This is a genomic window from Pseudomonas retamae (assembly GCF_043496865.1).
In the GTDB taxonomy this organism is placed as follows: domain Bacteria; phylum Pseudomonadota; class Gammaproteobacteria; order Pseudomonadales; family Pseudomonadaceae; genus Aquipseudomonas; species Aquipseudomonas retamae.
Window position 1 is genome coordinate 183,158 of record NZ_JBIEIL010000007.1, and the last position, 26,527, is coordinate 209,684.

25 protein-coding genes are annotated in these 26,527 nt (G+C 60.8%); 7 read left to right on the top strand and 18 right to left on the bottom strand.

The genetic code is table 11. The features are described 5' to 3' along the window. Positions 1–25: 25 nt before the first annotated feature. On the top strand, positions 26–2,221 hold the full coding sequence (locus ACGSLL_RS15810) for an OsmC domain/YcaO domain-containing protein (protein ID WP_394507012.1): 2,196 nt from the start codon (positions 26–28) through the stop codon (positions 2,219–2,221). 159 nt (positions 2,222–2,380) lie between these two features. Here the strand turns inward: ACGSLL_RS15810 and ACGSLL_RS15815 are convergent, their stop codons facing one another. From ACGSLL_RS15815 to ACGSLL_RS15830, 4 genes are all read right to left on the bottom strand, one after another. Then, entirely contained in the window at positions 2,381–2,875 is a 495-nt protein-coding gene (locus ACGSLL_RS15815) for a PaaI family thioesterase (protein WP_394507013.1), read from the bottom strand. A gap of 8 nt (positions 2,876–2,883) precedes the next feature. Beyond that, positions 2,884–4,041, bottom strand: coding sequence for a GGDEF domain-containing protein (locus tag ACGSLL_RS15820; protein ID WP_394507014.1), 1,158 nt, complete (start codon positions 4,039–4,041; stop codon positions 2,884–2,886). Positions 4,042–4,145: 104 nt separating this feature from the next. Beyond that, on the bottom strand, positions 4,146–5,174 hold the full coding sequence (ahr, locus tag ACGSLL_RS15825) for an NADPH-dependent aldehyde reductase Ahr (RefSeq protein ID WP_394507015.1): 1,029 nt from the start codon (positions 5,172–5,174) through the stop codon (positions 4,146–4,148). Positions 5,175–5,224: 50 nt separating this feature from the next. After that, entirely contained in the window at positions 5,225–5,473 is a 249-nt protein-coding gene (locus ACGSLL_RS15830) for a hypothetical protein (RefSeq protein WP_394507016.1), read from the bottom strand. 165 nt (positions 5,474–5,638) lie between these two features. Here ACGSLL_RS15830 and ACGSLL_RS15835 point away from each other — a divergent pair, with 165 nt between their 5' ends. Together ACGSLL_RS15835 and ACGSLL_RS15840 are read left to right on the top strand one after the other, a co-directional pair. Next, a complete protein-coding gene (locus ACGSLL_RS15835; protein WP_394507017.1) occupies positions 5,639–6,283 on the top strand; it encodes an ATPase in 645 nt (214 codons plus the stop codon). A gap of 86 nt (positions 6,284–6,369) precedes the next feature. Then, positions 6,370–6,711: a hypothetical protein gene (locus ACGSLL_RS15840; RefSeq protein ID WP_394507018.1), complete on the top strand. Its 342-nt coding sequence runs from the start codon at positions 6,370–6,372 to the stop codon at positions 6,709–6,711. A gap of 963 nt (positions 6,712–7,674) precedes the next feature. Here the strand turns inward: ACGSLL_RS15840 and ACGSLL_RS15845 are convergent. The 4 genes from ACGSLL_RS15845 to ACGSLL_RS15860 form a co-directional block, all read right to left on the bottom strand. Then, positions 7,675–8,871 carry a GAF domain-containing sensor histidine kinase gene (locus ACGSLL_RS15845; RefSeq protein WP_394507020.1) on the bottom strand — a complete coding sequence of 399 codons (1,197 nt, stop codon included), beginning with the start codon at positions 8,869–8,871 and terminating at the stop codon, positions 7,675–7,677. A gap of 128 nt (positions 8,872–8,999) precedes the next feature. Further along, positions 9,000–11,180, bottom strand: coding sequence for a TonB-dependent siderophore receptor (locus tag ACGSLL_RS15850; protein WP_394507021.1), 2,181 nt, complete (start codon positions 11,178–11,180; stop codon positions 9,000–9,002). 974 nt (positions 11,181–12,154) lie between these two features. Beyond that, positions 12,155–12,994, bottom strand: coding sequence for a glutathione-dependent disulfide-bond oxidoreductase (gene yghU, locus ACGSLL_RS15855; protein ID WP_394507022.1), 840 nt, complete (start codon positions 12,992–12,994; stop codon positions 12,155–12,157). A gap of 72 nt (positions 12,995–13,066) precedes the next feature. After that, entirely contained in the window at positions 13,067–13,999 is a 933-nt protein-coding gene (locus ACGSLL_RS15860; protein ID WP_394507023.1) for a LysR family transcriptional regulator, read from the bottom strand. Between the two features lie 128 nt (positions 14,000–14,127). Between ACGSLL_RS15860 and ACGSLL_RS15865 the strand changes: the two genes are divergently transcribed. After that, positions 14,128–14,397 (top strand): DUF2798 domain-containing protein, encoded by a 270-nt coding sequence (locus ACGSLL_RS15865; RefSeq protein ID WP_394507024.1) that lies wholly within the window; start codon positions 14,128–14,130, stop codon positions 14,395–14,397. Between the two features lie 3 nt (positions 14,398–14,400). Here ACGSLL_RS15865 and ACGSLL_RS15870 read toward each other — a convergent pair whose 3' ends face one another. Then, a complete protein-coding gene (locus tag ACGSLL_RS15870) occupies positions 14,401–14,904 on the bottom strand; it encodes a cupin (protein ID WP_394507025.1) in 504 nt (167 codons plus the stop codon). Positions 14,905–15,143: 239 nt separating this feature from the next. Between ACGSLL_RS15870 and ACGSLL_RS15875 the strand changes: the two genes are divergently transcribed. After that, positions 15,144–16,931, top strand: a complete 1,788-nt coding sequence (locus tag ACGSLL_RS15875; protein ID WP_394507026.1) for a thiamine pyrophosphate-requiring protein — start codon at positions 15,144–15,146, stop codon at positions 16,929–16,931. Then, positions 16,928–17,665, top strand: coding sequence for a DUF72 domain-containing protein (locus tag ACGSLL_RS15880; protein ID WP_394507027.1), 738 nt, complete (start codon positions 16,928–16,930; stop codon positions 17,663–17,665). The genes ACGSLL_RS15875 and ACGSLL_RS15880 overlap by 4 nt, the downstream gene beginning before the upstream one ends. A gap of 246 nt (positions 17,666–17,911) precedes the next feature. Here ACGSLL_RS15880 and ACGSLL_RS15885 read toward each other — a convergent pair whose 3' ends face one another. The 9 genes from ACGSLL_RS15885 to ACGSLL_RS15925 form a co-directional block, all read right to left on the bottom strand. Further along, complete coding sequence (locus ACGSLL_RS15885) at positions 17,912–18,133, bottom strand: hypothetical protein (RefSeq protein WP_394507028.1); 222 nt, start codon at positions 18,131–18,133, stop codon at positions 17,912–17,914. Positions 18,134–18,252: 119 nt separating this feature from the next. Then, positions 18,253–19,932, bottom strand: coding sequence for an MFS transporter (locus ACGSLL_RS15890; RefSeq protein WP_394507029.1), 1,680 nt, complete (start codon positions 19,930–19,932; stop codon positions 18,253–18,255). Between the two features lie 189 nt (positions 19,933–20,121). After that, positions 20,122–20,889, bottom strand: coding sequence for a phosphonate ABC transporter, permease protein PhnE (phnE, locus tag ACGSLL_RS15895; RefSeq protein WP_394507030.1), 768 nt, complete (start codon positions 20,887–20,889; stop codon positions 20,122–20,124). Next, positions 20,886–21,710: a PhnE/PtxC family ABC transporter permease gene (locus ACGSLL_RS15900; RefSeq protein WP_394507031.1), complete on the bottom strand. Its 825-nt coding sequence runs from the start codon at positions 21,708–21,710 to the stop codon at positions 20,886–20,888. Before ACGSLL_RS15900 ends, phnE begins: the two co-directional genes overlap by 4 nt. Further along, the gene (locus ACGSLL_RS15905; RefSeq protein ID WP_394507032.1) at positions 21,704–22,501 is read right to left on the bottom strand and encodes a phosphonate ABC transporter ATP-binding protein; all 798 of its coding nucleotides are present in this window, start codon (positions 22,499–22,501) and stop codon (positions 21,704–21,706) included. The genes ACGSLL_RS15900 and ACGSLL_RS15905 overlap by 7 nt, the downstream gene beginning before the upstream one ends. Beyond that, positions 22,498–23,361 carry a putative selenate ABC transporter substrate-binding protein gene (locus ACGSLL_RS15910; protein WP_394507033.1) on the bottom strand — a complete coding sequence of 288 codons (864 nt, stop codon included), beginning with the start codon at positions 23,359–23,361 and terminating at the stop codon, positions 22,498–22,500. Before ACGSLL_RS15910 ends, ACGSLL_RS15905 begins: the two co-directional genes overlap by 4 nt. A 365-nt stretch (positions 23,362–23,726) precedes the next feature. Continuing rightward, on the bottom strand, positions 23,727–24,317 hold the full coding sequence (locus ACGSLL_RS15915; protein WP_394507034.1) for an HD domain-containing protein: 591 nt from the start codon (positions 24,315–24,317) through the stop codon (positions 23,727–23,729). A gap of 73 nt (positions 24,318–24,390) precedes the next feature. Continuing rightward, complete coding sequence (locus ACGSLL_RS15920) at positions 24,391–24,948, bottom strand: helix-turn-helix domain-containing protein (RefSeq protein ID WP_394507035.1); 558 nt, start codon at positions 24,946–24,948, stop codon at positions 24,391–24,393. 72 nt (positions 24,949–25,020) lie between these two features. After that, positions 25,021–25,422 (bottom strand): RidA family protein, encoded by a 402-nt coding sequence (locus ACGSLL_RS15925; protein ID WP_394507036.1) that lies wholly within the window; start codon positions 25,420–25,422, stop codon positions 25,021–25,023. Between the two features lie 114 nt (positions 25,423–25,536). On the opposite strand from ACGSLL_RS15925, the gene ACGSLL_RS15930 reads away from it, so the two are divergent. After that, the gene (locus ACGSLL_RS15930) at positions 25,537–26,430 is read left to right on the top strand and encodes a LysR family transcriptional regulator (protein ID WP_394507037.1); all 894 of its coding nucleotides are present in this window, start codon (positions 25,537–25,539) and stop codon (positions 26,428–26,430) included. Positions 26,431–26,527: the final 97 nt, after the last annotated feature.

Here is a 26,527-nt window from a genome sequence, read left to right on the forward strand (position 1 = left end):
TTTAGCCGTATTCTGGTAATCCCGCATGGAAATCAAGGTCAACTTTCTCGACAACCTTCGACTTGAAGCCAAGTTCGACGACTTCACGGTGATCGCCGATCAGCCCATCCGCTACAAGGGTGATGGCTCGGCACCGGGGCCGTTCGACTACTTTCTGGCGTCGTCGGCGTTGTGTGCGGCTTACTTTGTGAAGTTGTACTGCGACACGCGCAATATCCCCACGGAAAACATTCGTCTGTCGCAGAACAACATCGTCGACCCGGAAAACCGCTACAACCAGATCTTCAAGATCCAGGTTGAATTGCCGGCAGATATTTCCGACAAGGACCGCCAGGGCATTCTGCGTTCGATCGACCGTTGCACCGTAAAAAAAGTCGTGCAAACCGGCCCGGAATTCATCATCGAAGAAGTCGAGAACCTCGACGCCGATGCGCAGGCCTTGCTGATGCCGCATGCGGGTTCTGAAGCGGGCACGTACATCGCCGGTAAAGACCTGCCGCTGGAGCAGACCATTGCCAACATGTCGGGCATCCTCGCCGACCTGGGCATGAAGATCGAAATCGCCTCGTGGCGCAACATCGTGCCCAACGTCTGGTCGCTGCACATTCGCGATGCGCATTCGCCGATGTGTTTCACCAACGGCAAGGGCGCCACGAAGGAGGGCGCTCTGGCCTCGGCGCTGGGCGAGTTCATCGAGCGCTTGAACTGCAACTTCTTCTACAACGACCAGTTCTGGGGCGAAGAGATCGCCAACGCCGACTTCGTCCATTACCCGGACGAAAAGTGGTTCAAGCCGAGCGCAAAAGACGAGTTGCCGAGCGAGATCCTCGACGACTACACCTTGAAGATCTACAACCGCGACGGCGAACTGCGCGGCTCGCATCTGTTCGACACCAATTCTGGCAACACCCAGCGCGGTATTTGTTCGCTGCCGTTCGTGCGTCAGTCCGATAACGAAGTGGTGTACTTCCCGTCGAACCTGATCGAAAACCTTTACCTGAGCAACGGCATGAGCGCCGGCAACACCCTGGCCGAAGCGCAGGTGCAGTGCCTGTCGGAGATTTTCGAGCGCGCGGTGAAGCGCGAAATCCTCGAAGGCGAAATGGCCCTGCCGGACGTACCGCAAGCAGTGCTGGAAAAATACCCGAGCATCCTCGCCGGTATCAAAGGCCTGGAAGAGCAGGGCTTCCCGGTGCTGGTCAAGGATGCCTCGCTGGGCGGTGAATTCCCGGTCATGTGCGTGACCCTGATGAACCCGCGCACCGGTGGCGTATTCGCCTCGTTCGGTGCGCACCCAAGCCTGGAAGTGGCGCTGGAACGCAGCCTGACCGAATTGCTTCAGGGCCGCAGTTTCGAAGGCCTCAACGACCTGCCGCAGCCGACGTTCTCCGGCCAGGCCGTGACCGAGCCGAACAACTTTGTCGAGCACTTCATCGATTCCAGCGGTGTGGTGTCGTGGCGTTTCTTCAGTGCCAAACCAGACTTCGAGTTTGTCGAGTGGGACTTCTCCGGCCAGGGTGAAAACTCCAATGCCGAAGAAGCGGCGACGCTGTTCGGCATCCTTGAGGACATGGGCAAGGAAGTCTACATGGCGGTGTACGAGCACATCGGCGCCAAGGCCTGCCGCATCCTCGTGCCGGATTATTCGGAGATCTACCCGATCGAAGACCTGATCTGGGACAACACCAACAAAGCCCTGCAATTTCGCGCCGATATTCTCAACCTGCACAACCTGAGCAAAGTCGGCCTGCGCAATCTTGCCCAAGGTCTGGAAAACAGCGAACAGGACGATTACACCGACATCACCACGCTGATCGGCATCGAGTTCGACGACAACACGCCGTGGGGCAAACTGACGATCCTCGAACTGCGCCTGCTGATCTACCTCGCTCTGCAGAAGTACGAACAAGCCAAGGACCTGGTCGAAGCCTTTCTGCAATACAACGACAACACCGTCGAACGCGGCTTGTTCTATCAAGCGGTCAACGTCGTGCTGGAGATGGAGCTGGACGAAGATCTGCAACTGGAAGACTACGAAGCCAACTTCCGCCGCATGTTTGGCGATGAGCGCATGGACGCAGCTATTGGCTCGGTCAACGGCAGCGTACGCTTTTACGGACTCACCCCGACGAGCATGAAGCTGGAAGGGCTGGATCGGCATTTGCGTTTGATTGAGAGCTATAAGAAGTTGCATTCGGCGCGGGCGGCATTCGCGCACTGACTCCGTCCGTTAAAGAAGCACAGTCGGGTGCTTCTTTAACGCGCTATTCGTTTTCTGACACATCCCGTGAAAACTGCAAAAATCCCTGTGGGAGCTAGCCTGCTAGCGATGAAGGCCAGTCGGTCTATCAGTCTGTCGCAAAAATTTTGATACAAGATTTCAACGCCCATGCGCCGCATCCGCCAACTGCCCGGTATCCACCCGCACAAACACAGACTCGCCTACCGCCGTCAGCACTTCCCCTGCATACACTTCGCAAATCACTCGCGTCTTGCGCCCGACTTCACCGTCAACCCTGGCTCGCAAGATCAGTGGCACGCCCATGGGTGTCGGTTTGATGAATTTGATCCCCAGATTGCCGGTGACACAATCGATGCGCGGCAAGCTGCCGGCTTCGCGGTTTTCTGCGCGGTAGTGGTAGGCCATCGCCGTCCAGTTGGAGTGGCAGTCGACCAGCATGGCGATCAGGCCGCCGTAGACCAGGTCCGGCCAGCCGCAATATTGGCTGTCCGGCAAATGCTCGGCGATAACGTGGACGCCGTCGTCGTGCCAGCGGCTTTTGACGTGCAAGCCGTGTGGGTTGCGGCCGCCGCAGCCGTAGCAGACGCCTTCGGGGGCGGCGAGGTCTTGCAGGGGCGTGTCGAGGCTGGACATGGTTTTTATTATCCTGAAGTGGTGAGCCCGGTCAGACGCAGACGATTGCGCCCACCGCGTTTGGATTCGTAGAGCGCCAGATCGCCTTGTTCGATCAGGGCGGCAAGACTGGGCGGTGCGGTGTCGAACAAGGTAGCGCCGATGCTCAGCGTGACGGCGGCCGGCGTGGCAAAGGTCTGTGAGGCCATCGTCAGAAACTGGTCGCGCAAGGTGTTGCCCAGTTCGACGATGCGCTCACTGGAAGCGTTGTTCAACAGGATGACGAACTCGTCACCGCCGAGTCGCGCCGTTAGTGCATTGCGCGGCAGGGCCGCGAGGATCATTTCGCTCAGGGCGATCAGCAAGCGGTCGCCGGCGGTGTGGCCGTAGTGGTCGTTGACCAGTTTGAAATTGTCGATGTCGATCAGCAGCAGGGCGCCCGGCTGTTTCGGCGAAACCTGTTGCAACAGGCGCGTTGCGCGTTTTTCCAGGGCGCGGCGGTTGTACAGGGCGGTCAGCGGATCACGCTCGGCGAGGCGGGCAATCTGCTTTTCGCGGCGGTAACGTTCGGTACCGGTCATCGACAGCGCAATCAACATGATCGCCATTGCGCCTTCGACCAAAGAGATCTGAATGATCTCGCCGCGAAACGCCGCCAGATCGATCAACGTGCCAGGAATCACCACGGTCAATGCTTTTGCGACGTAGAAGAGGCCATGGCCGAGCAGTACATAACGCAGTTGCACCGCGCCGACGCTCAGCGACTTGCCATGCGGGCGCAGCAGCGAGCTGGCCTTGAGCGTGGGGACTGCCACCAGCAGCGAATTGGCCACCAGCATGGCCTTCGACCACAACGGCCCGTCCGGCAACAGCAGCATCACCAGCCAGGTCAGGAAAATCAGGTACCAGGCCGGCGACAGCCGTGTCTGGGTAAAACGCGCCACGCCGAGCAGGAAAAAGAAGTGCGCGGTCACCAGCAAGCCGTTGGCGAACCAGATGCCTAGCCACAGGAAGCCGCTGCTGCGCAACAGGGCGAGGGTCGAGCCCACGCTGATCGTGGCGAAACCGGCGCTCCAGAACAGCAGCGAAGGTTCGCGAATGCTGCGCCATTCGACCGCCAGGTAGAGCGCGGCAGCGGCTGCAAGCGCGATGGTGATGGTGAGCATCGTTGGCGGGTCGAGCAGCATTTCCGGGCGGGCCTGTCTGATTGAGCGGTTGGGCCGGCGATTGTAAGCGTTCGAACGGGTTTTTCGCAGAGGGCGCGGTCGGCTGGCACCGCCGCGCCCTGGCTTTATTGGCTGGCGTCGAGCACCACGCGGTAGCGCGCTTTGCCACTGCGCAGGTGATCGACCGCCTCGTTGACCTTGCTCATCGGGAACATCTCGACCTGCGGCAGAATCTGGTGCCGGGCACAGAATTCGAGCATGGTCGCCATGGTGCCCGGCGAACCGACAGGGGAGGCGGATAGAGATTTCTGCTGCGGAATCAGATCGAACACATGCACCGGAATCGCGCTGGGTACGATGCCGACGAAATGCAAGCGGCCATTGGCGCGTAGCGTCGCCAGCATCGCCGGCCAGTCGAGGTCGGCGTTGGCGCTGATCAGCAGGAAGTCGAGGCTGCCGGCAATCGCCTTCAGCGCGTTGCTGTCGGTCGAGGCAACCACATTGTGCGCGCCGAGCCGTTTGGCCTCGTCCTGCTTGTTCAGGGACGAGGTGAATGCGGTGACTTCGCAGCCCCATGCGTTGAGAAAGCGCAGCGCCAGATGCCCAAGCCCGCCAATGCCGACCACGCCGACCCGATCGGTCGGTTTCACGCCAAATTGCATTAACGGGTTGAACACCGTGGAACCGGCGCAAAACAGTGGCCCGACCAACGCCGGATCGAGGCTGTCCGGGACCGCAACCGCCCACGCCCAATGCGCGCGCAGGTGATCGGCGAAGCCGCCATTGCTGCCAATGATGGTCGGTTGCGCGGTGCCGCACAGTTGTTGCGAGCCAGACATGCACGATGAGCAATGCATGCAGCTGCCTTTATACCAGCCGATACCGACACGCTGGCCGAGCTGCAGGCCGCGCACTTGCGAGCCCATGCGCACGATTTTGCCGACGGCTTCGTGGCCGGGTACGAACGGGTAACGACTGATGCCCCAATCGTTATCGATCAGCGACTGGTCAGAGTGGCAGACGCCGCAGTATTCCACGGCGACTTCGACGTCTTCCTCGCCGAGGGGGCCGGGGTCATAGCTGTAAGGTTCGAGCGGGGCGCCGGCCGCGGTCGCAGCCCAGCCGTTGAAAGTTGTGGGTTCGCTGTTGCTCATGACGCACCTCCGGTTCGACTGACGGGACAACGCCCGGCAAGTCTAGACGGTCATGGCGCAGGCGCGAGCCAGGTGTCGACCACTCGGCGATCCAGCTCTTCCCAATAAGCCATACCCAACACGCGCGTGGTGTTGAGCCCGCGCAGGTAGCCGCGCAACTGGTTGGCGGTGTCTTTGTTGAGCTGTGGGTCGCTGTTGTTTTTATCCAGCAACACGTTCTCGTACTGCACCAGATACTCGGCGACGCGGTCGCGGTATTCGGGCAAAACGGCGTCACGGATCAGGTCGAACGTTCTCAAGGCAAACCTCACGGGTCTTTGTCGTTGTATTGGAGTGTCTCGCAGTCTGCGCGAGCGCAACTATTGCTAGAAGTAATAGTGACCATCAAGAAACGCAAGTTCTGCTTTGCCGGCGATCGGCGGAAAATCGCCTCCATCGACCACGCCGCTCAAGGAAATTGCGCGATGAACATGCTGCCCCGACTGGCTTTGCTCGCCCTGCTGACCGCGGGCGCGATGTTTACCGCACCGACCTACGCAGCCGACGCCGGGGCGTGCCACTTCCAGAGCCTGGGTAGCAGCGGCGCAACCTTGCAGCATTCGCAAACCGTCGGCGTGTTGCTCAGCGCGAACACGCTGGACAACCTGCAATACCTTGAGCGTTACCACGACATGGCAGCCAATGGCGCCAAAGACGCGCTGGATTCGCGGATTCGCGAAGCGTTTGTCGGCAGTTCCGATCCGGAGTTGGCTATCGACTGGCTGGTGAGTTCGTTGCAACAACAGTTTCTCTCGGTGACGGTCTACGACAACCTCGATGCCCTGGTGCAGGCGCACCCGGACGTAGTGGTCAAGCTCGATACCTTCAATCGCTTGTTGACCCAGCGTAACAGCCTGGTCGAGGCGCGATTTACCGCACGCTTCTACGATGCCGACCTGCAATACATCGGCAAGGCTGAAGGCGCGGTGGAAAAACAGCTGCCTTCGGTCTGGGTGCATGACCAGGCAGCACCGGCGATCGCTGCACAGATCGATAAACAACGCGACCTGCAATTCGACGCCTTGAAGCAATTCGATGTATCGCTCAAGGCCCTGGTGGCGTCGAGCTGATCGCTCAAAACATAAATGGCGACGGCAGCTCCGTGAGGCTGAACCGTTGCCGGTTGAACCGAACCTTTATTTTCAGGATTACACCAATGCGTCTTTTATTCGTTCCTGCGATGGCTGTCGCTTCCTTGCTGCTCGCCGGTTGTGCTTCGGCGCCGAACAATCCGAGCCTGACCTTGCAGACCAGCAAGACCCCGGCACAGTACGCTGAGTGCGTGGTGCCGAAGTTGCAGGGCAGTGCGCTGAACCCGATGGTTTCGCAGACCCAGCGCAGTTATCGGATTGTGGTGCCGAGCAAGATTTCCGCAGACAACGTGCTTGAGGCTTACAAGGCGGGGAATGGCGGCAAGGTGTTCATTTATGAGCGGCACTTGCTGGCCTCGAATTTGTTGCCGTCGAGCTTTGAGCGGGCGGCGCAGGATTGCATCTGATTTTTTGATTTGGCTGAGCTCCTTTGGTTGGCCGCAACCAACCAATTCCTTTGCCCCACGCCTTTTGGTTGTGGGGTTTTTTTTGTCTTGGCGGCCTTAGGGCCGACCATGCTCGGGTTGTTTTGGGTGTATATCCGTTTCTTCGGGTGATGCGTCTGGTGGTTTCGCCCTTACGGCGAGTCCCTTTTTCAGACGCCAAAAAGGAACCAAAAGGCTTTGCTCCTGCGTTCGGCCCTCGCAGGCTCGGGTCCCTTCGCTCCGGGATCGATCCGGGCGCAGCGGCTACGGTTTGCTGCGCTGCACCTACTTCCGCTGTGTCTGGCTGCGCCAGACGGTCGCTGCGCTCCCACGCCCGGATCAATCCCTGCGCTCAGCCTTCCGATGTCGCTGGTTAGGCAAGATCAAGATCAGGGGCACGCGAGCTAACGCTCATTGTTGAGTGGTTAGAAGCGGGTGGTTGGCTTGGGATTGTTTTGGATTCGCCCCTCACCCCAGCCCTCTCCCGAGGGAGAGGGTGCCGATTTTGGTTGGTTTTGATACTTGCATTCGACTCGGTATCGAGCGTTGGCGCACTTTGTCCAAACAACTCGGTCAGTTCCCTCTCCCTCCGGGAGAGGGTTAGGGTGAGGGGCTTTTGATTTTGCTTTCAAGTCTGCATTCGACCCGGTATTCCCCGTCGGCGTATTTCTCGAATTCGTCGAGGTCAGTCCCCTCTCCCTCCGGGAGAGGGCTAGGGTGAGGGGCTTTTGATTTTTCAAAACTTGAGTTCGACTCGGTATTCCACGTCGGCGTATTTCTCGAATTCGTCGAGGTCAGTACCCTCTCCCTCCGGGAGAGGGTTAGGGTGAGGGGCTTTTGATTTTTCAAAACTTGAGTTCGACTCGGTATTCCACGTCGGTTTAGCTCTCGAATCCACCGTGTTCAGTTCCCTCTCCCTTTGGGCGGTCCGACGTTTCGGGAGGGCTAGGGTGAGGGATGGAGCCGGGCCGGGAATCTTGCGGTGAAGCAGGTTCCCGCTTCGGCGTCTGACGTCACGTGCAACGTGCCGTTGTGCGCTTTGGCTATCTGCGCGGCGATGTACAGGCCCAGGCCCAGTCCTTCGCGGCTCTGCTCGGCTTCGGCGCGGGTGAAAGGTTCGAACAGCCGCGGCAGCAGTTGCGCCGGGATCGGTGTGCCGTGGTTGGTCAGGGTGATGACGATCTCGTCGTGTTCGGCAAAGGCCTTGAGCACAATTGGCGTGCTGTTCGAACCATGGGTGGCGGCGTTGCTCAGCAGGTTGGAGAGCAATTGGCTGATGCGCAGCGCGTCGCAGTAGACTCCCATCGGTAAATCCAGATCGTGAACGAAGGTTGCCTGCGGATAGGCCGCCTGCGCTTCGGCAACGTTCAGTTGCAGAACCTGCTCCAGGTCCTGCACGAACTTGCGCTGCACCGGGATGCCGCTGCCCAGGCGACCGCGGGCGAAGTCGAGGATGTTCTCGATCAGCACACCCATGCGCACTGAGCTGTTGCGAATCGCCGCGATCAGGTTCAGCGAACGTTTATCCTCGGTTTTGCTGTGCAGCAGGTCGGCGCTCATGCGCACGGCGCTCAGCGGGGTGCGCAGGTCGTGGCCCAGCACGGCGATGAATTGCTCGCGCAGGCGCCCGAGTTCGTTGGCGTTGCTCAGTTCGACGGTGGTCGCTTCCAGACGGCTTTGGGTGTCCAGGCTCATGGCAATCAATTGAGCGAAGAGGGTGAGTGTCTTGGCGATCGCCGGTTCGTCGAGGTTCGCCGGTACCGAGTCGATCGCGCAAAGCGTGCCGAAGAAGTCGCCGTTGGCCTGGATGATCGGGATGGAAATGTAGCTTTCCAGACCGTAGGTCTTCGGCGTGTGGTGCACGGAGAAGATCGGGTGCGCACTGGCGTGGCCGAAGATCACCGGTTGCTGGTGTTGGCGGATTTCATGGCAAATGGTCGATTCGAGCACCAGTTCACCGCCCGGCAACAGGCCGAAATCGATCGAGTCATCCACGGCGCAGGCCACCCAGTTGCGTTCGGTCACCCGGGCCACTGCGGCGAAGCGCATGCCGGTCAGGTGCTTGACCATGCTCAGGATCACCGGCACCGCGTCAATACGGTTGATGGCTTCGATGTCTGGGGTAAATGCCGGGTCGGTCATGGTGCGGTGCTTCTCGCAGAATTCGCTGAGAGACTATCGCGGATTTCCGTTGCTGACTAATGACGCGCATCAAAAAAGGCGCCGTGGATATTTCCGGGGCGCCCTTGTCATTGTTGCAGTAACGCGGCTTAGAACTTGTACTTGGCCGTCAGCATGTAGTTGCGCGGCGTACCGTAGTTGTCGGTGGACCCCCACGTTACGTCGGTGCCGATGGACGAGTAGTAGACGCGATCAAAGATATTGTTGGCGTTAACCTGCAGGTCGAGGTGTTTGTTGACTTCGTAGCCGGCCATCAGGTCGGTGACCGCATAGCCGCCCTGTTCCAGGCGATAGCTGCCGTTGTTCGCCAGCTCAATGTCGTTGTACATGCGGCTCTGCCAGTAAACGTTGCCACCGACGCGCAGTTTTTCCAGCGGGCCTTTGAAGCGGTACACGGTGGAGACCTTGAACAGGTGCTCCGGGGTGTCGGTGTCGAAACGCTGATTGTTGTTGGCCGGGTTTTCGTCCTTGATGTAGTGCGCGCGGGTGTAGGTGTAGCCGGCGCCGACTTGCCAGTTGTCGGTCAGCGCGCCTTGCAGTTCCATGTCCACTCCCTGGCTGCGGACCTTGCCGGAGGTTTCATAACAGGTCAGCTCCGGGCAACCCAGCTGGGTCTGCGCCAACGTTGCGCGGTTGGTCTGATCCATCTGGAACACCGCCAGGCTGGCGTTGAGGGCGCCGTTGAAGTACTCGCCCTTGATGCCCACTTCGTAGTTTTCACCAACGATGGGTTCCAGCACTTTGCCGGACAGATCCTTCTGGGTTTGCGGGGTGAAAATGTCGGTGTAGCTGGCGTACACCGAGTGGTGATCGTCGAGCTTGTAAATCAGCCCGGCGTAACGTGTGACGTTGCGGGTGACCTTGAAGTCGCCGTCGGCGCTGCGGTCGTCGTAGTCGTACCAGTCGAGACGGCCGCCGAGGATCAGCGTCAGCGGGTCGGCCAGGCTCAGGCGCGTGGTCATGTAAACCGCGTCCTGGGTGGTAACGTTGCGCGATTTGCCGGAGCGGACGAAGTCAGGCTTCGGCGCGCCGATTGGCCATGCCGTGTCGTAGGGGTCGTATTCCTTGGTGGTGGCGTCGTACACGCGATTGCTCGCACCGACCACCAGTTCATGAGTGCGGCCGAAGGCTTCGAACGGGCCGCTCGCGAAACCGTCGAACGCGCGCTGCTTGTCATTGTGATGGGACTGATAAACCGTGGTTTCCAGCGGCCCGGCGTAACGCGACAGGTAACTCCCGGAGTATTCGCCTTCAAGGTCCGAGGTCGAGCCGGCGACGTGCAGTTTCCAGTCGTTGTCGAAACGGTGCTCGACCTCACCAAACACGGTGTCGATCTGCAGCTTGCGGTTTTCCCAATCGGTGCCCGGATAGGTAGAGCGGGGCAGGTCGAGGTGGTGGCCGTTGGTGCCGATCGGCAGGCCGCCCCAGAAATAGTTGGTCTGCTCGTGCTGTCGCGAAAAGCCCAGGGTTGCCGTGGTGCTGTCGCTCAGGTCGGCTTCACCGATGGCGTAGAACAGGCCATGGTCGTTTTCTTCCTTGTCGCGGAAGCTGTCGGCACCTTGATAGGAACTGACCACCCGGCCGCGCAGGGTGCCGCTTTCATTCAGCGGGCTGGAGGCGTCGACTTCGCCGCGGTAGTTGTCCCAGGTGCCGGCGGCGCCGGTGAGGGTAACGCGCTGGTCGGCGGTCGGGCGCTTGCGCACGAAGTTGACGGCCGCCGAAGGGTTGCCGGCGCCGGTGACCAGGCCGGTCGCACCGCGGACGATTTCCACGCGGTCGAACATCGCCAGGTTCGGCTGCACCGACATGGCGTACGGTGAATAGGAGCTGGGCAGGCCGTCGAACATGAAGTTGTCGATGTCAAAACCACGTGCCTTGTAGGTCAGTCGTCCCGGACCGCCAGCCTCGCTGAGGAACAGCCCCGGTGACGCGCGCACCACGTCATTGATGCTGGTCATGTTCTGGTCGTCCATGCGCTGACGAGTGATCACTGTCACCGCTTGCGGGGTTTCGCGCATGGTCAGCGACAGTTTGGTCGCGGTGCTCATCGGGCCGGTGGTGTAGGACTGGCTGTCTTCGGTGGTGCTGCTCATCTGGGTCGCGCCGATTTCGGTGGCGTCCAGTTCCAGCGTGCCGGTTTGGGCGGGGTTTTGCGCTGTGGCGGGAGTGGTTTGTTCGGCAAGTGCCGGTGTGGCACTGGCCATGCAGATGGCGAGTGCCAGGAGGTTGGGCGAGAGGTGGCTGCGGCGGTGCGTGGTACGAAACGACATCTATCTGCTTCCCCAAATGGTACGAAAACGAATCTGATGCGACTGCGTGTAGGAATTATTCGCATTAGTGTGTCAGAACGTTCTTGGGGAATAAAGTCTTGCGAGTCAGTTGGTTAACCAATTTTTCACATGGAGGGTTGGGTTTTATGCGTGTATATCCGTTGCTTCGGGTGCTGCGGCTGGCGGTTTCGCCCTTACGGCGAGTCCCTTTTTCAGACGCCAAAAAGGAACCAAAAGGCTTGCTCCTGCGTTCGGCCCTCGCAGGCTCGGGTCCCTTCGCTGCGGGATCGCTCCGGGCGCAGCGGCTACGGTTTGCTTCGCTGCACCTACTTCCGCTGTGTCTGGCTGCGCCAGACGGTCGCTGCGCTCCCACGCCCGGATCAATCCCTGCGCTCCGCCTTCCGACGTCGCCGGTGACGCAAGATCAAGAACACGCGAGCTAACGCTCATTGTTGAGTGGTTAGAAGTGGCGCTTGGCTTGGGATTTGTTATGGATTCGCCCCTCACCCCAGCCCTCTACCGAGGGAGAGGGAGCCGATCTTGGTTGGCTTCGAAATTTGCATTCGACTCGGTATCGCAGGTCGACGTAGCCCTCACAATCACCACGGTCAGTTCCCTCTCCCTCCGGGAGAGGGCTAGGGTGAGGGGCTTTTGTTTTTCAAACTGATTTCAGCCTCAGCCTTCAACATCGCTGGTATCAAGATAAGACAGGCGAGCTGAGCACTCGGCCTGCTGGCTGTACTCAGTCTCTGCGGGAGCTGGCTTGCCAGCGATGACGGCCTGACAGCCAATCAGAATCTGTCAGATGTACCTGATCCAACTGTGGGAACCAGCCTGCTGGCGATGGTTTTCTTTCAGTCGATACGATGTTGAATGTTCAACCGCTATCGCTTGCAGGCAAGCTCCCACAGGTTGAGCGCGTTCCGACTGAAAGAACGCGGTCAACCTGTGTGAGGTGCCCGGCGATGGAGGTTTCAGTTCAGATCGTCAGTACTGTGACGTTCCGGCACTTGGCTGGCTTCATCGCCCCAGGTGCGGTTGACCCGCTGCCCACGCATCACCGCCGGGCGTTGGGCGATGTCTTCGGCCCAGCGCTGCACATGGGTGTATTCGTGCGCGGCGAGGAATTCGGCGGCGGAGTAGACGTTGTTGCGCACCAGTTGCCCGTACCACGGCCACACCGCGATGTCGGCGATGCTGTACTCGTCGCCGGCCAGGTAAGCGTTCTTTGCAAGACGCTGATTGAGCACGTCCAGTTGCCGCTTGGCCTCCATGGTGAAGCGGTTGATCGGGTATTCCAGTTTTTCCGGCGCATACGCATAGAAATGCCCGAAGCCACCGCCCAGATAAGGCGCCGAGCCCATTTGCCAGAACAGCCAGTTGAGTGTTTCGGTGCGTCCGGCCGGGTCTTTGGGCAGGAATGCGCCGAATTTTTCCGCCAGGTACAGCAGGATCGAGCCGGACTCGAAAACGCGGATCGGCGGTTCGACGCTACGGTCCAGCAACGCCGGGATCTTCGAGTTCGGGTTGATCTCGACGAAACCGCTGGAGAACTGATCGCCCTCGCCGATGCGGATCAGCCACGCGTCGTATTCGGCGCCGGCATGCCCCAGCGCCAGCAGTTCCTCAAGCAGGATGGTCACTTTCACGCCGTTGGGCGTGGCCAGCGAATACAGCTGCAGGGGATGCTTGCCGACCGGCAGCGTTTTGTCGTGAGTCGGCCCGGCGATCGGGCGGTTGATACTGGCGAAGTGGCCGCCGGACGGGGCTTCGTGTTTCCAGACTTTGGGCGGAACGTAAGGCGCATTGCTCATGAATCGGACCTCATCGTGGGCAGGCTGACAGTAGATGATCACCGTAAGGAAAATTCCCGGCGCATGCCAGAGTTAGTTGCTGGCAGCTGACTCATCCATCGGCCAGCGTGCGGCGAGTTGCTGTGTCAGGTACGCCAGGAAGGCACGCACCTTGGGTGTCATCGCCGCACGTTCCTGCACGCAGGCGTAGATATCCATAGGCTCGGTCACTGCACTGTGCGGGTTGTTGAACAACGGCAGCAATTGGCCGCTGGCCAGATACGGCGCGGCGACAAACTCGGCCAGACGGGTGATACCCGCGCCATGCAGGGCCATTTGCGTCAGCGCATCGATATCGTCGCTGATCGCACTGGCCCGGATCGGCGCATCGTAACGCTGACCGTCACGGACAAAACCCCAGCGCAAGAAGCGCCCGTCCAGCGGATAACGAAAGGCCAGGCAGGCATGATGTTGCAAGTCATCGGGCGATTGCGGCCAGCCGGCGCGCGCAAGATAGGCCGGCGCGGCGCAAAGAATGAAGGGCAGTGAGACCAGCTTGCGCGCAACGATACCGTCTTCAAGTTGCGGGCGGATGCGCAGGCTCAGATCGATGCCGTCCTTGATATGGTTGATCTTGCCGTCGGTGGTCGACAGCTCGATCTGCAGGCGAGGGTGTTGCGCGGCGAATCCAGCGATCAGGCCCGCGAGCACGTGGCGACCGAACGCGGCGGTGGACGCGATGACCAGACGTCCTTTGAGTTCTTCCTGATCGCCGCAGATCAAACTCTGCGCAGACTCCAGATCCGCCGTGATCTGCCTGACTTTTTCGTAATACACCGCACCGTTTTCGGTCAGCGCCATGCTCCGCGTGGTGCGTTGCAAGAGGCGCACACCCAGATGCGCTTCCAGACGATTGAGTGTCTGACTCACCGCTGCGGCGCTGACCCCCAGGGATTTCGCAGCACCGGCAATCGAGCCGGATTCCACCACTTTGATAAAACTGGCAATCGCCGCTAACACATTCATTAAGGGGGCCGCGCATCGGGGATTCGTAAGTTCTGCTTTATAAAGTACCTGCAACTGGCCGTCTAGTTGAGCGGCCGCGGCGTTGCTAAGGTGCGGGCTCCCTGTCAACAGCCACGGATAAAAGCCTTATGAGTGAAGCCACAGAAACCGCCATCTCCAGCCGCCGCAAGCTCTCGTCGCGAGCCACGCCGTACGTGTTCGCGTTGTACATGGCGACGATCATGGCCTTTCTCATGTCGCTGGTGATCACCGCAGCGAACGCCGGCATTGATAACGATTACTTGAGCAATGCCTTGCACGCCTACAAGCTGGCGATGCCGGTGGCTTTCCTGTGCATTCTGGTGGTTCGGCCAGTGGTGAGCAGACTCGTCGCGCTGACCGTACACCCGCATCGCTGAGCACTATCTGGCCCAGTGCTGCGACAGCGCGCCGTGCTCGCCCTGCACTGGGTCCTGCTGCGGAAACTCCACATTGGCGAGATTCTGAAGTTGCTCGGCATTCGGCGCTTCAGTGCAAATATCGCCTTGCTGCCCGGGTGGATATGCGCCGACTACGAGAAAATCGGGGCTGGATTCCAGGCTGCAGTGGCCGGTGCCGACCGGCAGCAGCAAGACATCACCGGCACTGACTTGCACCTCGCGCCCACCGGGACCGCCGAGCATCAGCCGCGCATCCCCCTGGGCGACGCCCAGCACCTCGTGGCCCTGGGTGTGGTAGTGGTGGAAATCGTAAACGTGGTAGCGAAACTGCGGCGGCCAGCCATTGGCGCGAAAGGTCTGTTCGAACAGCGCGGCCGGGTCGTCGCCTTCGAGGGCAATCGCGCTGGAATACACCAGCACCGGCAATTGCGGATTGTTCGGTACCCAGTCGTTACGCTCGAGCAAAAAAGTAGTTACGTCAGTCATCGTTCGTCCTCCGGCGGTCGTTGTGCAGTCGACCGCGGGGGAGGGCGAACGCCTCAGAAAAACTCGGCGAGTGGCTGACCAAAGGCTCTTCGACGCGTCATGGCATGTCGCTGGAAAAGCGCTCGCGCGCGCAAATTCAGCGAAACTTCGCCGTCCGGCCGATGGTCCAGACCCATACACCTGCCGGCGCGTGCCGCGTCGCAAATGCACCCTGTAAACGGTGAAAGGCGAGGATCAAGATGACGATGACAGTAGGAGATTTTCTGGTCGAGCGACTCAGTGAGTGGGGCGTGACGCGCATTTTTGGCTACCCGGGCGACGGCATCAACGGCGTGTTCGGTGCGCTGAGCCGGGCGCAGGGCAAGATCGAATTCGTCCAGGCGCGGCATGAGGAAATGGCCGCGTTCATGGCCTCGGCCCATGCCAAATTCACCGGAGAGCTGGGCGTGTGCATCGCCACGTCCGGCCCTGGCGCTTCGCATTTGATCACCGGTCTATACGATGCGCGAATGGACCACATGCCGGTGCTGGCCATCGTCGGTCAGCAGGCGCGCACTGCGCTGGGCAGCCACTACCAGCAGGAGCTCGATCTGCTGTCGATGTTCAAGGACGTCGCTGGCGCGTTCGTGCAGCAGGCCTCGGCACCGGCGCAAGTGCGCCATCTGCTCGATCGTGCGGTGCGGACGGCTGTCGGTGAACGGCGAGTGACGGCCATTATCCTGCCCAATGATTTGCAGGATCTGCCTTACGAAGCGCCCGCCAGAGCCCATGGCACTGCGCATTCAGGCGTCGGTTACAGCAAGCCGAAAGTGCTGCCTTACGAGGCGGATCTGCAGCGCGCCGCCGAGGTGCTCAACGCCGGCGAGAAAGTCGCCATTCTGGTCGGCGCCGGGGCGTTGCAGGCGACCGATGAGGTGATTGCCGTAGCGGAAAAACTCGGCGCGGGCGTGGCCAAGGCATTGCTCGGCAAAGCCGTGTTGCCCGACGAGTTGCCGTGGGTCACCGGCAGCATCGGCCTGCTCGGCACCGAGCCGAGCTACAAGCTGATGAGCGAATGCGACACCTTGCTGATGATCGGTTCAGGTTTCCCTTATTCGGAATTCCTGCCCAAAGAGGGCCAGGCCCGTGGCGTGCAGATCGATCTGCAGCCGGACATGCTCAGCCTGCGCTACCCAATGGAGGTCAACCTGGTCGGCGATGCGGCCGAAACCCTCGCCGCGCTGTTGCCGCTGCTGGAGAAAAAAGACGCGGGCAAATGGCGCAAGAAAATCGAAGGCTGGCGCGGTACCTGGGAGAAAACCTTGGAAAAGCGCGCCATGGCCAAAGCCAATCCGATCAACCCGCAACGCGTGGTCTATGAGCTTTCACCACGCTTGCCGGAGCAGGCAATCATCACCAGCGATTCCGGCTCGTGCGCCAACTGGTACGCGCGTGATCTGAAAACCCGCCGCGGCATGAAATGCTCGCTGTCCGGTGGCCTCGCCTCGATGGGCGCTGCGGTGCCTTACGCGATTGCCGCCAAGTTCGCTTACCCTGAGCGTTCGGTCATTGCTCTGGTCGGCGATGGCGCGATGCAGATGAACAACATGGCCGAGCTGATCACCGTCGCCAAATACTGGCGGCAGTGGTCAAGCCCGAAATGGATCTGCGCGGTGTTCAACAACGAAGACCTCAACCAGGTGACCTGGGAGCAACGAGTCATGGAGGGCGATCCGAAGTTCGAGGCTTCGCAAAGCATTCCTGATGTGCCGTATCACCTGTTCGCCATTTCGATTGGTCTCAAGGGCATTTATGTCGAGCGCGAAGAAGATGTTGCCGCCGCGTGGGAGCAGGCGCTGACCTCGGATGTGCCGGTGCTGATCGAATTCAAGACCGACCCGAACGTGCCGCCGCTGCCGCCGCACATCAAGCTGGAGCAGGCGAAAAAGTTCGCGACCACGCTGCTCAAAGGCGACCCGGACGAGGCCGGGGTTATCGTGCAAACCGCCAAGCAAGTCCTCGGTGCGGTATTGCCAGGCAAGAAATGAGCAGCGAGGAACGTCAAGCGAAGCTGTTGATCGGCTGCGCCGGCTGGAACCTGGGTCGTGAGTACTGGCCGCAATTTCCTTCGGTCGGCACGCATCTGCAGCGCTACGCGGCGCGGCTCAATGCGGTGGAGATCAACAGCTCGTTCTACCGTCCGCATCGACGCCAGACCTATGAGCGCTGGGCTGATTCGGTGGCGGACGGTTTTCGCTTTTCGGTAAAAATGCCCAAGCAGATCACCCATGAGCGGCGTTTGCTTGAGTGTGAAGTGCTGCTTGATGAATTCTTTGCGCAGTGCGGTGGGTTGGGAGATCGCTTGGGGTGTCTGCTGGTGCAGTTGCCGCCGTCGTTGACGTTTGATGCGGTTGTGGCAGACCGGTTTTTCCGTGCGTTACGTGAGCGCTTTGACGATGCGGTGGTGCTGGAGCCGCGTCATGAAACCTGGGTGGCGGCTGAGCCGATGTTGGTCAGCTATCGAATCGCTCAGGCAGCGGTGGATCCTTCGCGCATCAGCACGGACAGCGAACCGCGAGGTTGGGCGGGGGTTCGGTATTGGCGCTTGCATGGATCGCCGCGGATTTATTTCAGCGATTATTCGGCGGATTTCCTTGAGGAGCTGCAGCGCAGATTGCTGGCGGAGATTGCGTCGGGTGTCGAGACCTGGTGCATTTTTGATAACACGGCGGGTGGGGCTGCTCTGGGAAATGCGTTGAGCCTGCAACAGCCCTCACCCTAGCCCTCTCCCAGGGGGAGAGGGGACTGATTGGGGGATATTCGAGAGTTGCACCGACCTGAACGATCAGCGTTGAATCCATAATCGACTCGGTCTTTCAGGTCGATGTAGGACGGAAGACATCGCGGTCAGTTCCCTCTCCCTCCGGGCGGTCCGACGTTTCGGGAGGGCTAGGGTGAGGGCAGGCGGTCTCGAGCCCGAAAAACACACAGCGCCGAGCACATTCCAGCTCACACTGACCCAACCCCCTCAATTGCCATCCGCCACCTTGCGCTCGATCTCATCCACCTTGCGCTGCAACTCCTCGGCGTCCTGCTCTTTCACCCGGGTCGACGACGGAGTAATGACCTTGTCCACGCCCTCGGTGGTTTCATCGCGATCCTCAAGCGCACGCTCGACCACGTTCACCGGTTTGCCGGACGTGTCGGTAGGTGGGCCGTTCGGGGTTTTGTCGTTGTCGTTGCTGTTCATGGTGATGACCTCCATTGGTTTAACCATTGGAGGCATCACAAAGCGGCGGGTTCGATATTTTTCAGCCGGTTGGTCGCGAATGGCGCCCGCTCGTTGCAAGCGGGCGCTGTGATCGCCGGTCAGTCCTTGAGGATGTCGCGGTCCTTGGTTTCCGGCAGGAAGAACGTGCCGAGCACCGCTGTCATCACGGCGATGACAATCGGGTACCACAGGCCGTAATAGATATCGCCGGTGGCCGCGACCATCGCGAAGGCCACCGTCGGCAGGAAGCCGCCGAACCAGCCGTTGCCGATGTGGTAGGGCAGCGACATCGAGGTGTAGCGGATGCGCGTCGGAAACAGTTCGACCAGCCACGCCGCAATCGGCCCGTAAACCATGGTCACGTAGATCACCAGGATGGTCAGCAACAACAACACCATTGGGTAGTTGATCTTCGCCGGATCGGCTTTTTCCGGGTATCCGGCTTCCTTCAGCGCGGCGGCGAGGTTGGCGGCGAAGGCGTCGTTGCGGGCCTTGAAGTCGGCGGCGGGCAGGGCGCTGCCTTCGAAGCTTTCGATGACTTTGTCGCCGATGCGCACCTGCGCGACGATGCCCGGTTCTGCCTCAACGTTTTCATAGGGAATCGCGCGTTTGGCCAACAAGGTCTTCGCCAGGTCGCAGGAGCTGGTGAAGCGGGCCTTGCCCACCGGGTCGAACTGGAACGAGCACTGGTCGGCGTTGGCGATCACCTTGACCGGGTTTTTCTCCTGCGCAACGAACACATCGGGATTGCCGTACTGGGTCAGTGCGTGAAAGATCGGAAAATAGGTCAGCGCCGCCAGAATACAGCCAGCCATGACGATCGGTTTACGCCCGATGCGGTCGGAAAGGCTGCCGAAGATCACGAAGAACGGCGTGCCGATGATCAACGAACCGGCGATCAGCAGGTTGGCGGTCTGCGCATCGATCTTCAGCGTCTGCAACAGGAAGAACAACGCGTAGAACTGCCCGGTGTACCAGACTACCGCTTGCCCGGCCGTGCCGCCGAGCAGCGACATGATCACCACTTTGAGGTTGTCCCAGCGGGCGAAGGATTCGGTCAGTGGCGCCTTCGACGCCTTGCCTTCGGCCTTCATTTTCTGGAACACCGGCGACTCGCTCAGTTGCAGGCGGATGTACACCGAGACGATCAGCAGCAGGATCGACAGCAGAAACGGAATCCGCCAGCCCCATGCTTCGAACGCTTCAGTGCCCAGCGCGGTGCGGCAGGCCAGGATCACCAGCAACGACAGAAACAGCCCGAGCGTGGCGGTGGTTTGAATCCACGAGGTGAAAAATCCGCGCTTGTTGCGCGGCGCGTGCTCGGCGACATAAGTCGCCGCGCCGCCATACTCGCCACCCAGCGCCAGCCCCTGCAGCAAGCGCAGGATGATCAGGATCACCGGGGCAGCGACGCCGATGGTTGCGTAACTGGGCAGCAAGCCGACGATGGCGGTGGACACGCCCATGATCACGATGGTGATCAGAAAGGTGTGTTTGCGCCCGATCATGTCACCGAGCCGGCCGAACACGATCGCGCCGAATGGCCGCACCGCAAAGCCCGCCGCAAAGGCGAGCAGGGCAAAGATGAACGCGGTGGTTTCGTTGACGCCGGCAAAGAAGTGCTTGGCGATGATCGCCGCCAGTGAGCCGTAGAGGTAAAAGTCGTACCACTCGAAAACCGTGCCCAGGGAGGAGGCGAAGATTACCTTGCGCTCTTCCTTGGTGATGCCGCCGCTGCGCGGTGGACTGCCGGTGGATGCTGTGTCGATTGAGGCCATGGGTGTTCTCCGTTGTGCTTATTGTTGTAGGCCGGAGTCCCCCGTTACTGCTTGTTTCACTCTGGCCTTGTGGCAAATATCGCCCTTGCTGTCGCGTGTCGCGTGCACAGTCTGACCGCCTCGCCGGGCGGCGAGGTTTCCTCAAGCATAATCAGCTTTTGCCAGATATCCACTGAGCCGCCCGTTGGCCTAGGCCTTGACCCAACGCTGGCGGCTCCAGGCACTCAGCCAGTCGACCAGAAACACCAGCACCAGCATCGCCAGAATCACCGTACTGGCCTGGGCTTCCTGGAATAGACTGAGGCTGACATAGAGCATCTGCCCCAGCCCACCGGCGCCGACAAAGCCCAACACGCTGGCCATGCGGATGTTGTTTTCCCAGCGATACAGCATGTACGCGAGCAGTTGCGGCGCGAGATTCGGCAGCGTGCCATAACAGAACGCGAGCAGCGGATTGCCGCCCTGCAAACGGATGGCCTCGGCCGGTTGCGGCGGGGTGTTTTCCAGCGCTTCGGCGAACAGCCGACCCAGCACGCCGGTGGTGTGCAAGGCGAGGGCGAGGGTGCCGGCGTTGGGCCCAAGGCCCGCCGCCAATACCATCAGCGCCGCCCAGACCAGTTCCGGGATCGCCCGCAAACCATTGAGCAGCAGGCGCGAAAGGCTTTGCAGCGGCCAGCCGAAACGCCCGGCGGCGGGCAGGGCCAGGACGATGCCGAACACCGCAGCGAGCAACGTGCCGAGTGCCGACATGGCCAGGGTTTCCAGCGAACCGTGGAGAATCGCTTTGAGATAGTCCGCGCTCAGGTCCGGGCTGAGAAAGCGCTGCACATAAGCGCCCATCTGCTTGAGGCTGGCAGCGCTGCCCAGTTCGCCCAAGTTGAGCCCCAGATAGCTGAACGAAGCAATCACCGCGACGCCGATCGCGGCGATCAACAGCAGGTTGATCAGGCGATTCATGCCAGCCTCCAGCGCAGCAAACGGCTGAACTGGTCAGCCAGCAGCACCAGCAGCAGAAACATCAGCAGCATGCTCGCCACTTCGCCGCCGGCGAACATGCGGATCGACAGGTCAATCTGCTGGCCCAGACCTCCGGCACCGACAAAGCCCATCACCACGGAAGCGCGGATCGCGCATTCCCAGCGGTAGACGCTGTAGGACAGCAATTCCGCCGCGACATTGGGCAGCGTGCCGTAGGCAAACGCCTGCAGTCGACCGCTGCCGGCTTGCATTAAGGCGTGGGCCGGGCGTTGGTCGGTGGACTCGAAAATCTCCGCGTAAACCTTGCCAAGCATGCCGCTGTAAGTGATGGCAATCGCCAACACGCCCGCCGCCGGGCCGAGGCCGACCGCACGCACGAACAGCAGCGCCCAGACGATTTCCGGCACGCTGCGCAAGAAAATCAGCAAGCCGCGTACCGGCCAGCGCAGCAACCGTCCCAGGCGACTCGGCACGCCGCCCCGTGATGCCGCCGACAGCGACAACGCGCGGCTGGCGATCAGGCTGGCCGGCACCGCCAGCAGCAACGCCAGGGCCATACCGGCCGTGGCGATTGCCAGGGTTTGCAAGGTTGCGGTGAGGAGGATCTGCACGAACGCGGCGTCATGCGCCGGCGGCCAGAACTGCGCGACGAAGCGGCCCATTTCGTTCTGGCTGTCGGGCAGCAACACGCCGAGATTCAGCTCGCTCAAGTGAATGCCCGGCCACAGCACGGCAATCGCCAACAGCGTCAGAAGCAATCGCGGCCACGCCGCCGGGTCGCGTGAATCGGTCTTCAGCATCGCGGAATCTGCACCGTCAGCGGCGCCACCGCCGCAGTCGGCGATTGCAGTTTTTCGTTGGCGTACAGCGCGTCGAGCATGTCGTGGCTGACGTCCGCCGAAGGGCTGTCGAAGAGGATTTGCCCGTCACGCAGACCGATGATCCGTGGGAAGTGCGACAGCGCCAGATCCACCGCGTGCAGGCTCGCCACCAGCGTGACGTTATGCTCGCGGGCATGCCGCGACAGCACCGACAAGGTATGCCCGGCCATTACCGGGTCCATCGCCGACACTGGCTCGTCGGCCAGCAGCACCTCCGGCGCCTGATACAGCACGCGGGCGATGCCGACGCGCTGCAACTGGCCGCCAGACAATTGCTGGCAATGCGCGAACAGCTTGTCACCCAGATCCAGCCGCGCCAATGCCGCGCGCGCACCGGCCACATCCAGCGGATGCAACAGATTCAACAGGCTTTTGCCCAGACTCCATTGGCCAAGCTTGCCGGCCAGTACCGCCGTGACCACACGCTGACGGGGCGGCAGCGGCGGCGCCTGATGCACCAGGCCAATACGCGCCCGCAGGCGTTGGCGCTGGCGGGCGGACAAGTGCCAGGCGCGCTCGCCAAGCACTTCGAGGTCACCGCTGCTGGGCCGCAGTGCGGTGGCCAGCAGGTTGAGCAGGCTCGATTTGCCGGCGCCGGACGGGCCGATGATCGCGACCTGCTCGCCCACGGCAATCTGTAAATCGACAGAGCGAAGGGCATCGACGCCATTGGCATGGCGCAGGCTGCCCTGGTTGAGGCGTAGGGTCATTTCAACAGTTCGGCGGCGCGGGCGGCTTCCTCGATGCCCTTGTAGTTATCAGGCTTGGTGTCGATGAAACGGCTGGCGGCCTGCAGGTCGAGGATTTTCTTTTGCTCAGGCTTGGCCGGGTCGAGATCAAGGAAGGCTTTCTTGATTTTCGCCGCGAGCGCCGGATCAAGGGTGCCGCGCACGGTCCAGTTGTAATCGAAGTAAGTTGGCGTGGTAGCGAAGACTTTGACCTTGTTGGTGTCGACCTTGCCGGCATCCACCAGTTTCTGCCAGACGCTGGCGTTCAGCACACCGGCATCGACCTTGCCGGCCTGCACCCAGGCGACGGTGGCGTCGTGGGCGCCGGAATAGGCGACACGGCTGAAATACGCTTCCGGCTTGATGCCGTCGTTTTTCAGCATGAAATAACGCGGCATCAGGCTGCCGGAGGTCGACGACACCGAACCAAAGGCAAAGGTCTTGCCCTTGAGATCAGCGAGGCTTTTGACGTTCGGGTCGGCGGTGATGAATTTACTGGTGAACTGCGCGTCCTGCTCGCGCTGTACCAGCGGAATCACCGGCGTGGTCGCGTCGGTCTTCAGACGTGCCTGAACAAAGGTGAAACCGCCCAGCCAGGCCATGTCGAGGCGATCGGTAGCCAAGGCTTCAACCACGGCCGGATAATCGGCCACCGGCACGAACTGTACTTTCATGCCCAGTTGCTGTTCCAGGTAAGCGCCCAGCGGTTCGAACTTGCGCAGCAGTTCGGTCGGCGCTTCATCGGGAATCGCGCTGACGCGCAACACATCAGCGGCCTGCGCCATCAGCGCAGAAACAGACAGGGCCAGGCCCGCAGTCAATGCCAGGGTTCGTTTGAGCATGAAATTCTCCGTTTCGTAAGCGTCCAAAAGGCTGAAGTCGCGACGTGTGGCGCACACTCAGGGTAGACGAGTCGGCGAGGTTATACGTATTCGCACGCACAAAGGCCAGCGCCTTGGTCAGGCGCTCGGCCCCGGAGTGAAAGCTCCGGGGCCTTTTTGTTGAAGATAAAAGGATGCGATCGTTCCCATGCTCCGCGTGGGAATGCCTCAAGGGACGCTCTGCGTCCAGTGACGCGGAGCGTCACGGGCTGCATTCCCACGCAGAGCGTGGGAACGATCGGATGCCTCAGGTGAGCCTGTGATTGAGGATGGCTATGCAACCAGACGTGGCTGGCCTTGGCAACCGGTCGGCTATGTCCGGATATTTAGTCTGGGTCGCGGCGGGGCATGCGCTCGCTGATTCTGGCTTTGGTGTCGCGGTCGATGAGCGTGCGCAACGCGGCGAAAACCGGTGCAGTGCTCGTGTGTTTCTGGCCGTAGGTGAGATTGAAGCGGTAATCGAAATCCGCAGGATTGAGCCCCTGAGTGTGTTGCAGCAAGGTTTCCAGCTTATCCAGCGCCTTGACCGTTTTTGCCTCCGGGGATACGGCGTTTTCGTAATCATCCCAGAGCGCAAGGATCTCGTTTCTCAGCGGTTCGTCGAGTGAGCGCATCAGCAAGAGCAGATCGTTGCGCTCCTGCGCGCCCTTGTCCGGGAACGCCGCTTGAGCGACGGCCGGGATATCGCCATTAAGCGCTTCGCCCAAGTCATGAACGATGCACATCTTCAGCACTTTCAGCAGATCAACCCCGGGCAATTCGTCAGCGACGACCATCGCCATCAGGCACAGACGCCAGCTGTGTTCGGCGGTGCTTTCAGGGCGGCCGCTGGAGGTGTGTGCGCTTCTGAGCACGTCCTTGAGCCTTTCAGCCTCGCGGAGAAATTCCAGACGCCCGCTGATTTTTTCCAGATCCATAAAGCTGCCCTTGGTTGACCGACGGCAAGCCTAGAGCCCGGGGGACTGCAGCGTCCACGCATAAAATATGCGTTCAGAGCGTCTCCACTAGCCGTGCCGCAGTGCCGTCGGACAAGGCGATGCGCGTCCAGCGACACAGGCTCTGGCGAATCGGCACCAGCTCGGAATCGTTGCTGCCGGTGGCGAACTCCAGCGCCGGTGGTGCCTGAACTTCCCGCCAGCCTAAAGCGGCGAGCGCTTGTTCATGGCGGGCAATTTCAGGCGTGACGAAACGCCAGAGCGACTGGCCGAGCAATTCGCTGAGCGGACGGGCGAACTGCGCGGCACGCGCAGGGGAACAGGCGAGCAAACGGTGTGTCAGGTCGCAGACCAGATGCACTGGCCGCGTGCTGTCGCAGACCAGCCGGGCAAGGGCTTGATCGGCAGCCGTGTCGAGGCGTGCGGCCAGCAGTTGCTCCAGCTGCAGATGCGCTGCCGGATCCATCAGCAAAACGCCGCTTTCCCAACGCGAGATCGTCGATTGCGTGACGTTGAACAACTGCGCGGCATGGTCCTGCTTGATCCGGTGCAACCGGCGCCAGCGGCGCAGGGCGATGCCCGGCAGGGCGGGTTTGAGCAAGGCTTCAGGCATGTCGATGGTCAAAAAGCAGCAGGGGCCGACAGTCTGAAGACTCGCGGCCCCTGCTGCAAATCGACCTGACGATCAGGCAGCGTCCGGCAACCGGGCGATCACCTTGATCTCAAAATCGAACCCATACAGCCAGGTCACGCCCACGGCAGTCACCGTTGGGTGCGGTGCATCGCCCCAAAATTCGCTCAGAACGACATTCCAGATCGTCTCGAACTTCGACTGCGGGTCGACGATGAAAATCGTCACATCGACCACGTCGTCGAAGCTTGCACCAGCCTCATCGAGGATCGCATTGAGGTTGTGGAACGCCTGACGCACCTGATTTTTCAGATCCGGCTCGGGTGTGCCGTCCTCGGTGCTGCCGACTTGCCCGGAGACGAACAGGAAACCGTTCGAGCGAATCGCCGGTGAATAGCGGTGGCGCTCGTAGAGCGTGCGGCGGGTGGGCGGGAAAACAACGTCGCGCTGAGTCATCGGGGTGTCTCCATCAGTAGGTGATGGTGCCACTTTAGGTATTTGCAGCGGGCCGATAAACGCGCAAGCTTGGCGTTCACTGTTTGTAAAATCCAAACAATCGAGGCGCGCACCTTGGACCGTTTTGACGCAATGCAAGCCTTCGCCCGAGTGGTAGAGGCGGGGAGCTTTACCAAAGCGGCGGAAACCCTGCACATGAGCAAAACCACTGTGACCCAGTTGGTGCAACAGCTGGAAGCGCGCTTGCGGGTCAGGTTGCTCAACCGCACCACGCGCAAGGTCAACGTCACCGCTGACGGCGCGGCTTATTACCAGCGAGTGGTCAAGCTGCTGGCCGAGCTGGACGACGCTGAAACCAGCTTGCCCGGCGTTGCGGCGGTGCCGTCGGGGCGATTGCGTATCGATGTGCCGAGCCCGTTCGCACGGCATATTCTGGTGCCGGCACTACCCCAGTTCCATGCTCGCTACCCGGATATTCAGATCGACATGGGCGTCAGCGACCGCATCGTCGACATCATCGATGAGAACGTCGATTGTGTGGTGCGCGGCGGCGAGCTGCTCGATCAATCGTTGATGGCACGCAAAATCGCCGATCTGCCATTGGGCGTGTTCGCCGCGCCGCAATACCTCGCCCGCGCTGGCACGCCTGAGCATCCGCGGGAGCTGGAAGACTCGCACCATCGGGTGGTCGGGTTTCTCTGGGCGCGTACGGGCAAACCCGTGCCGTACGCCTTGGACAACGGCCGTGAACACTTGCAAATCAAGGGGCGCCATGTCTTGGCGGTCGACGACGGCAATGCCTATCTGGCAGCGGGTCTGGCCGGGATGGGGGTGCTTTGGCTGCCGACGTACATGTCCGATGCGCATGTTGCGCGCGGCGAACTGGTGCCATTGTTCGAAGGCTGGCGGCTGGAAAGCATGCCGCTTTACCTGGCATATCCGCCGAACCGGCATGTCAGTTTGAAGTTGCGGGTGTTTATCGACTGGATCGTAGCGTTAATGGCGTGACGGGTCTGGTGCGCTTATTGCTTCAGGCGAATCAATGTTGTCAAAAAAACAACGATCCCGGCGACCCGAACGCGAGCAATGATGAGATGCGCACGTT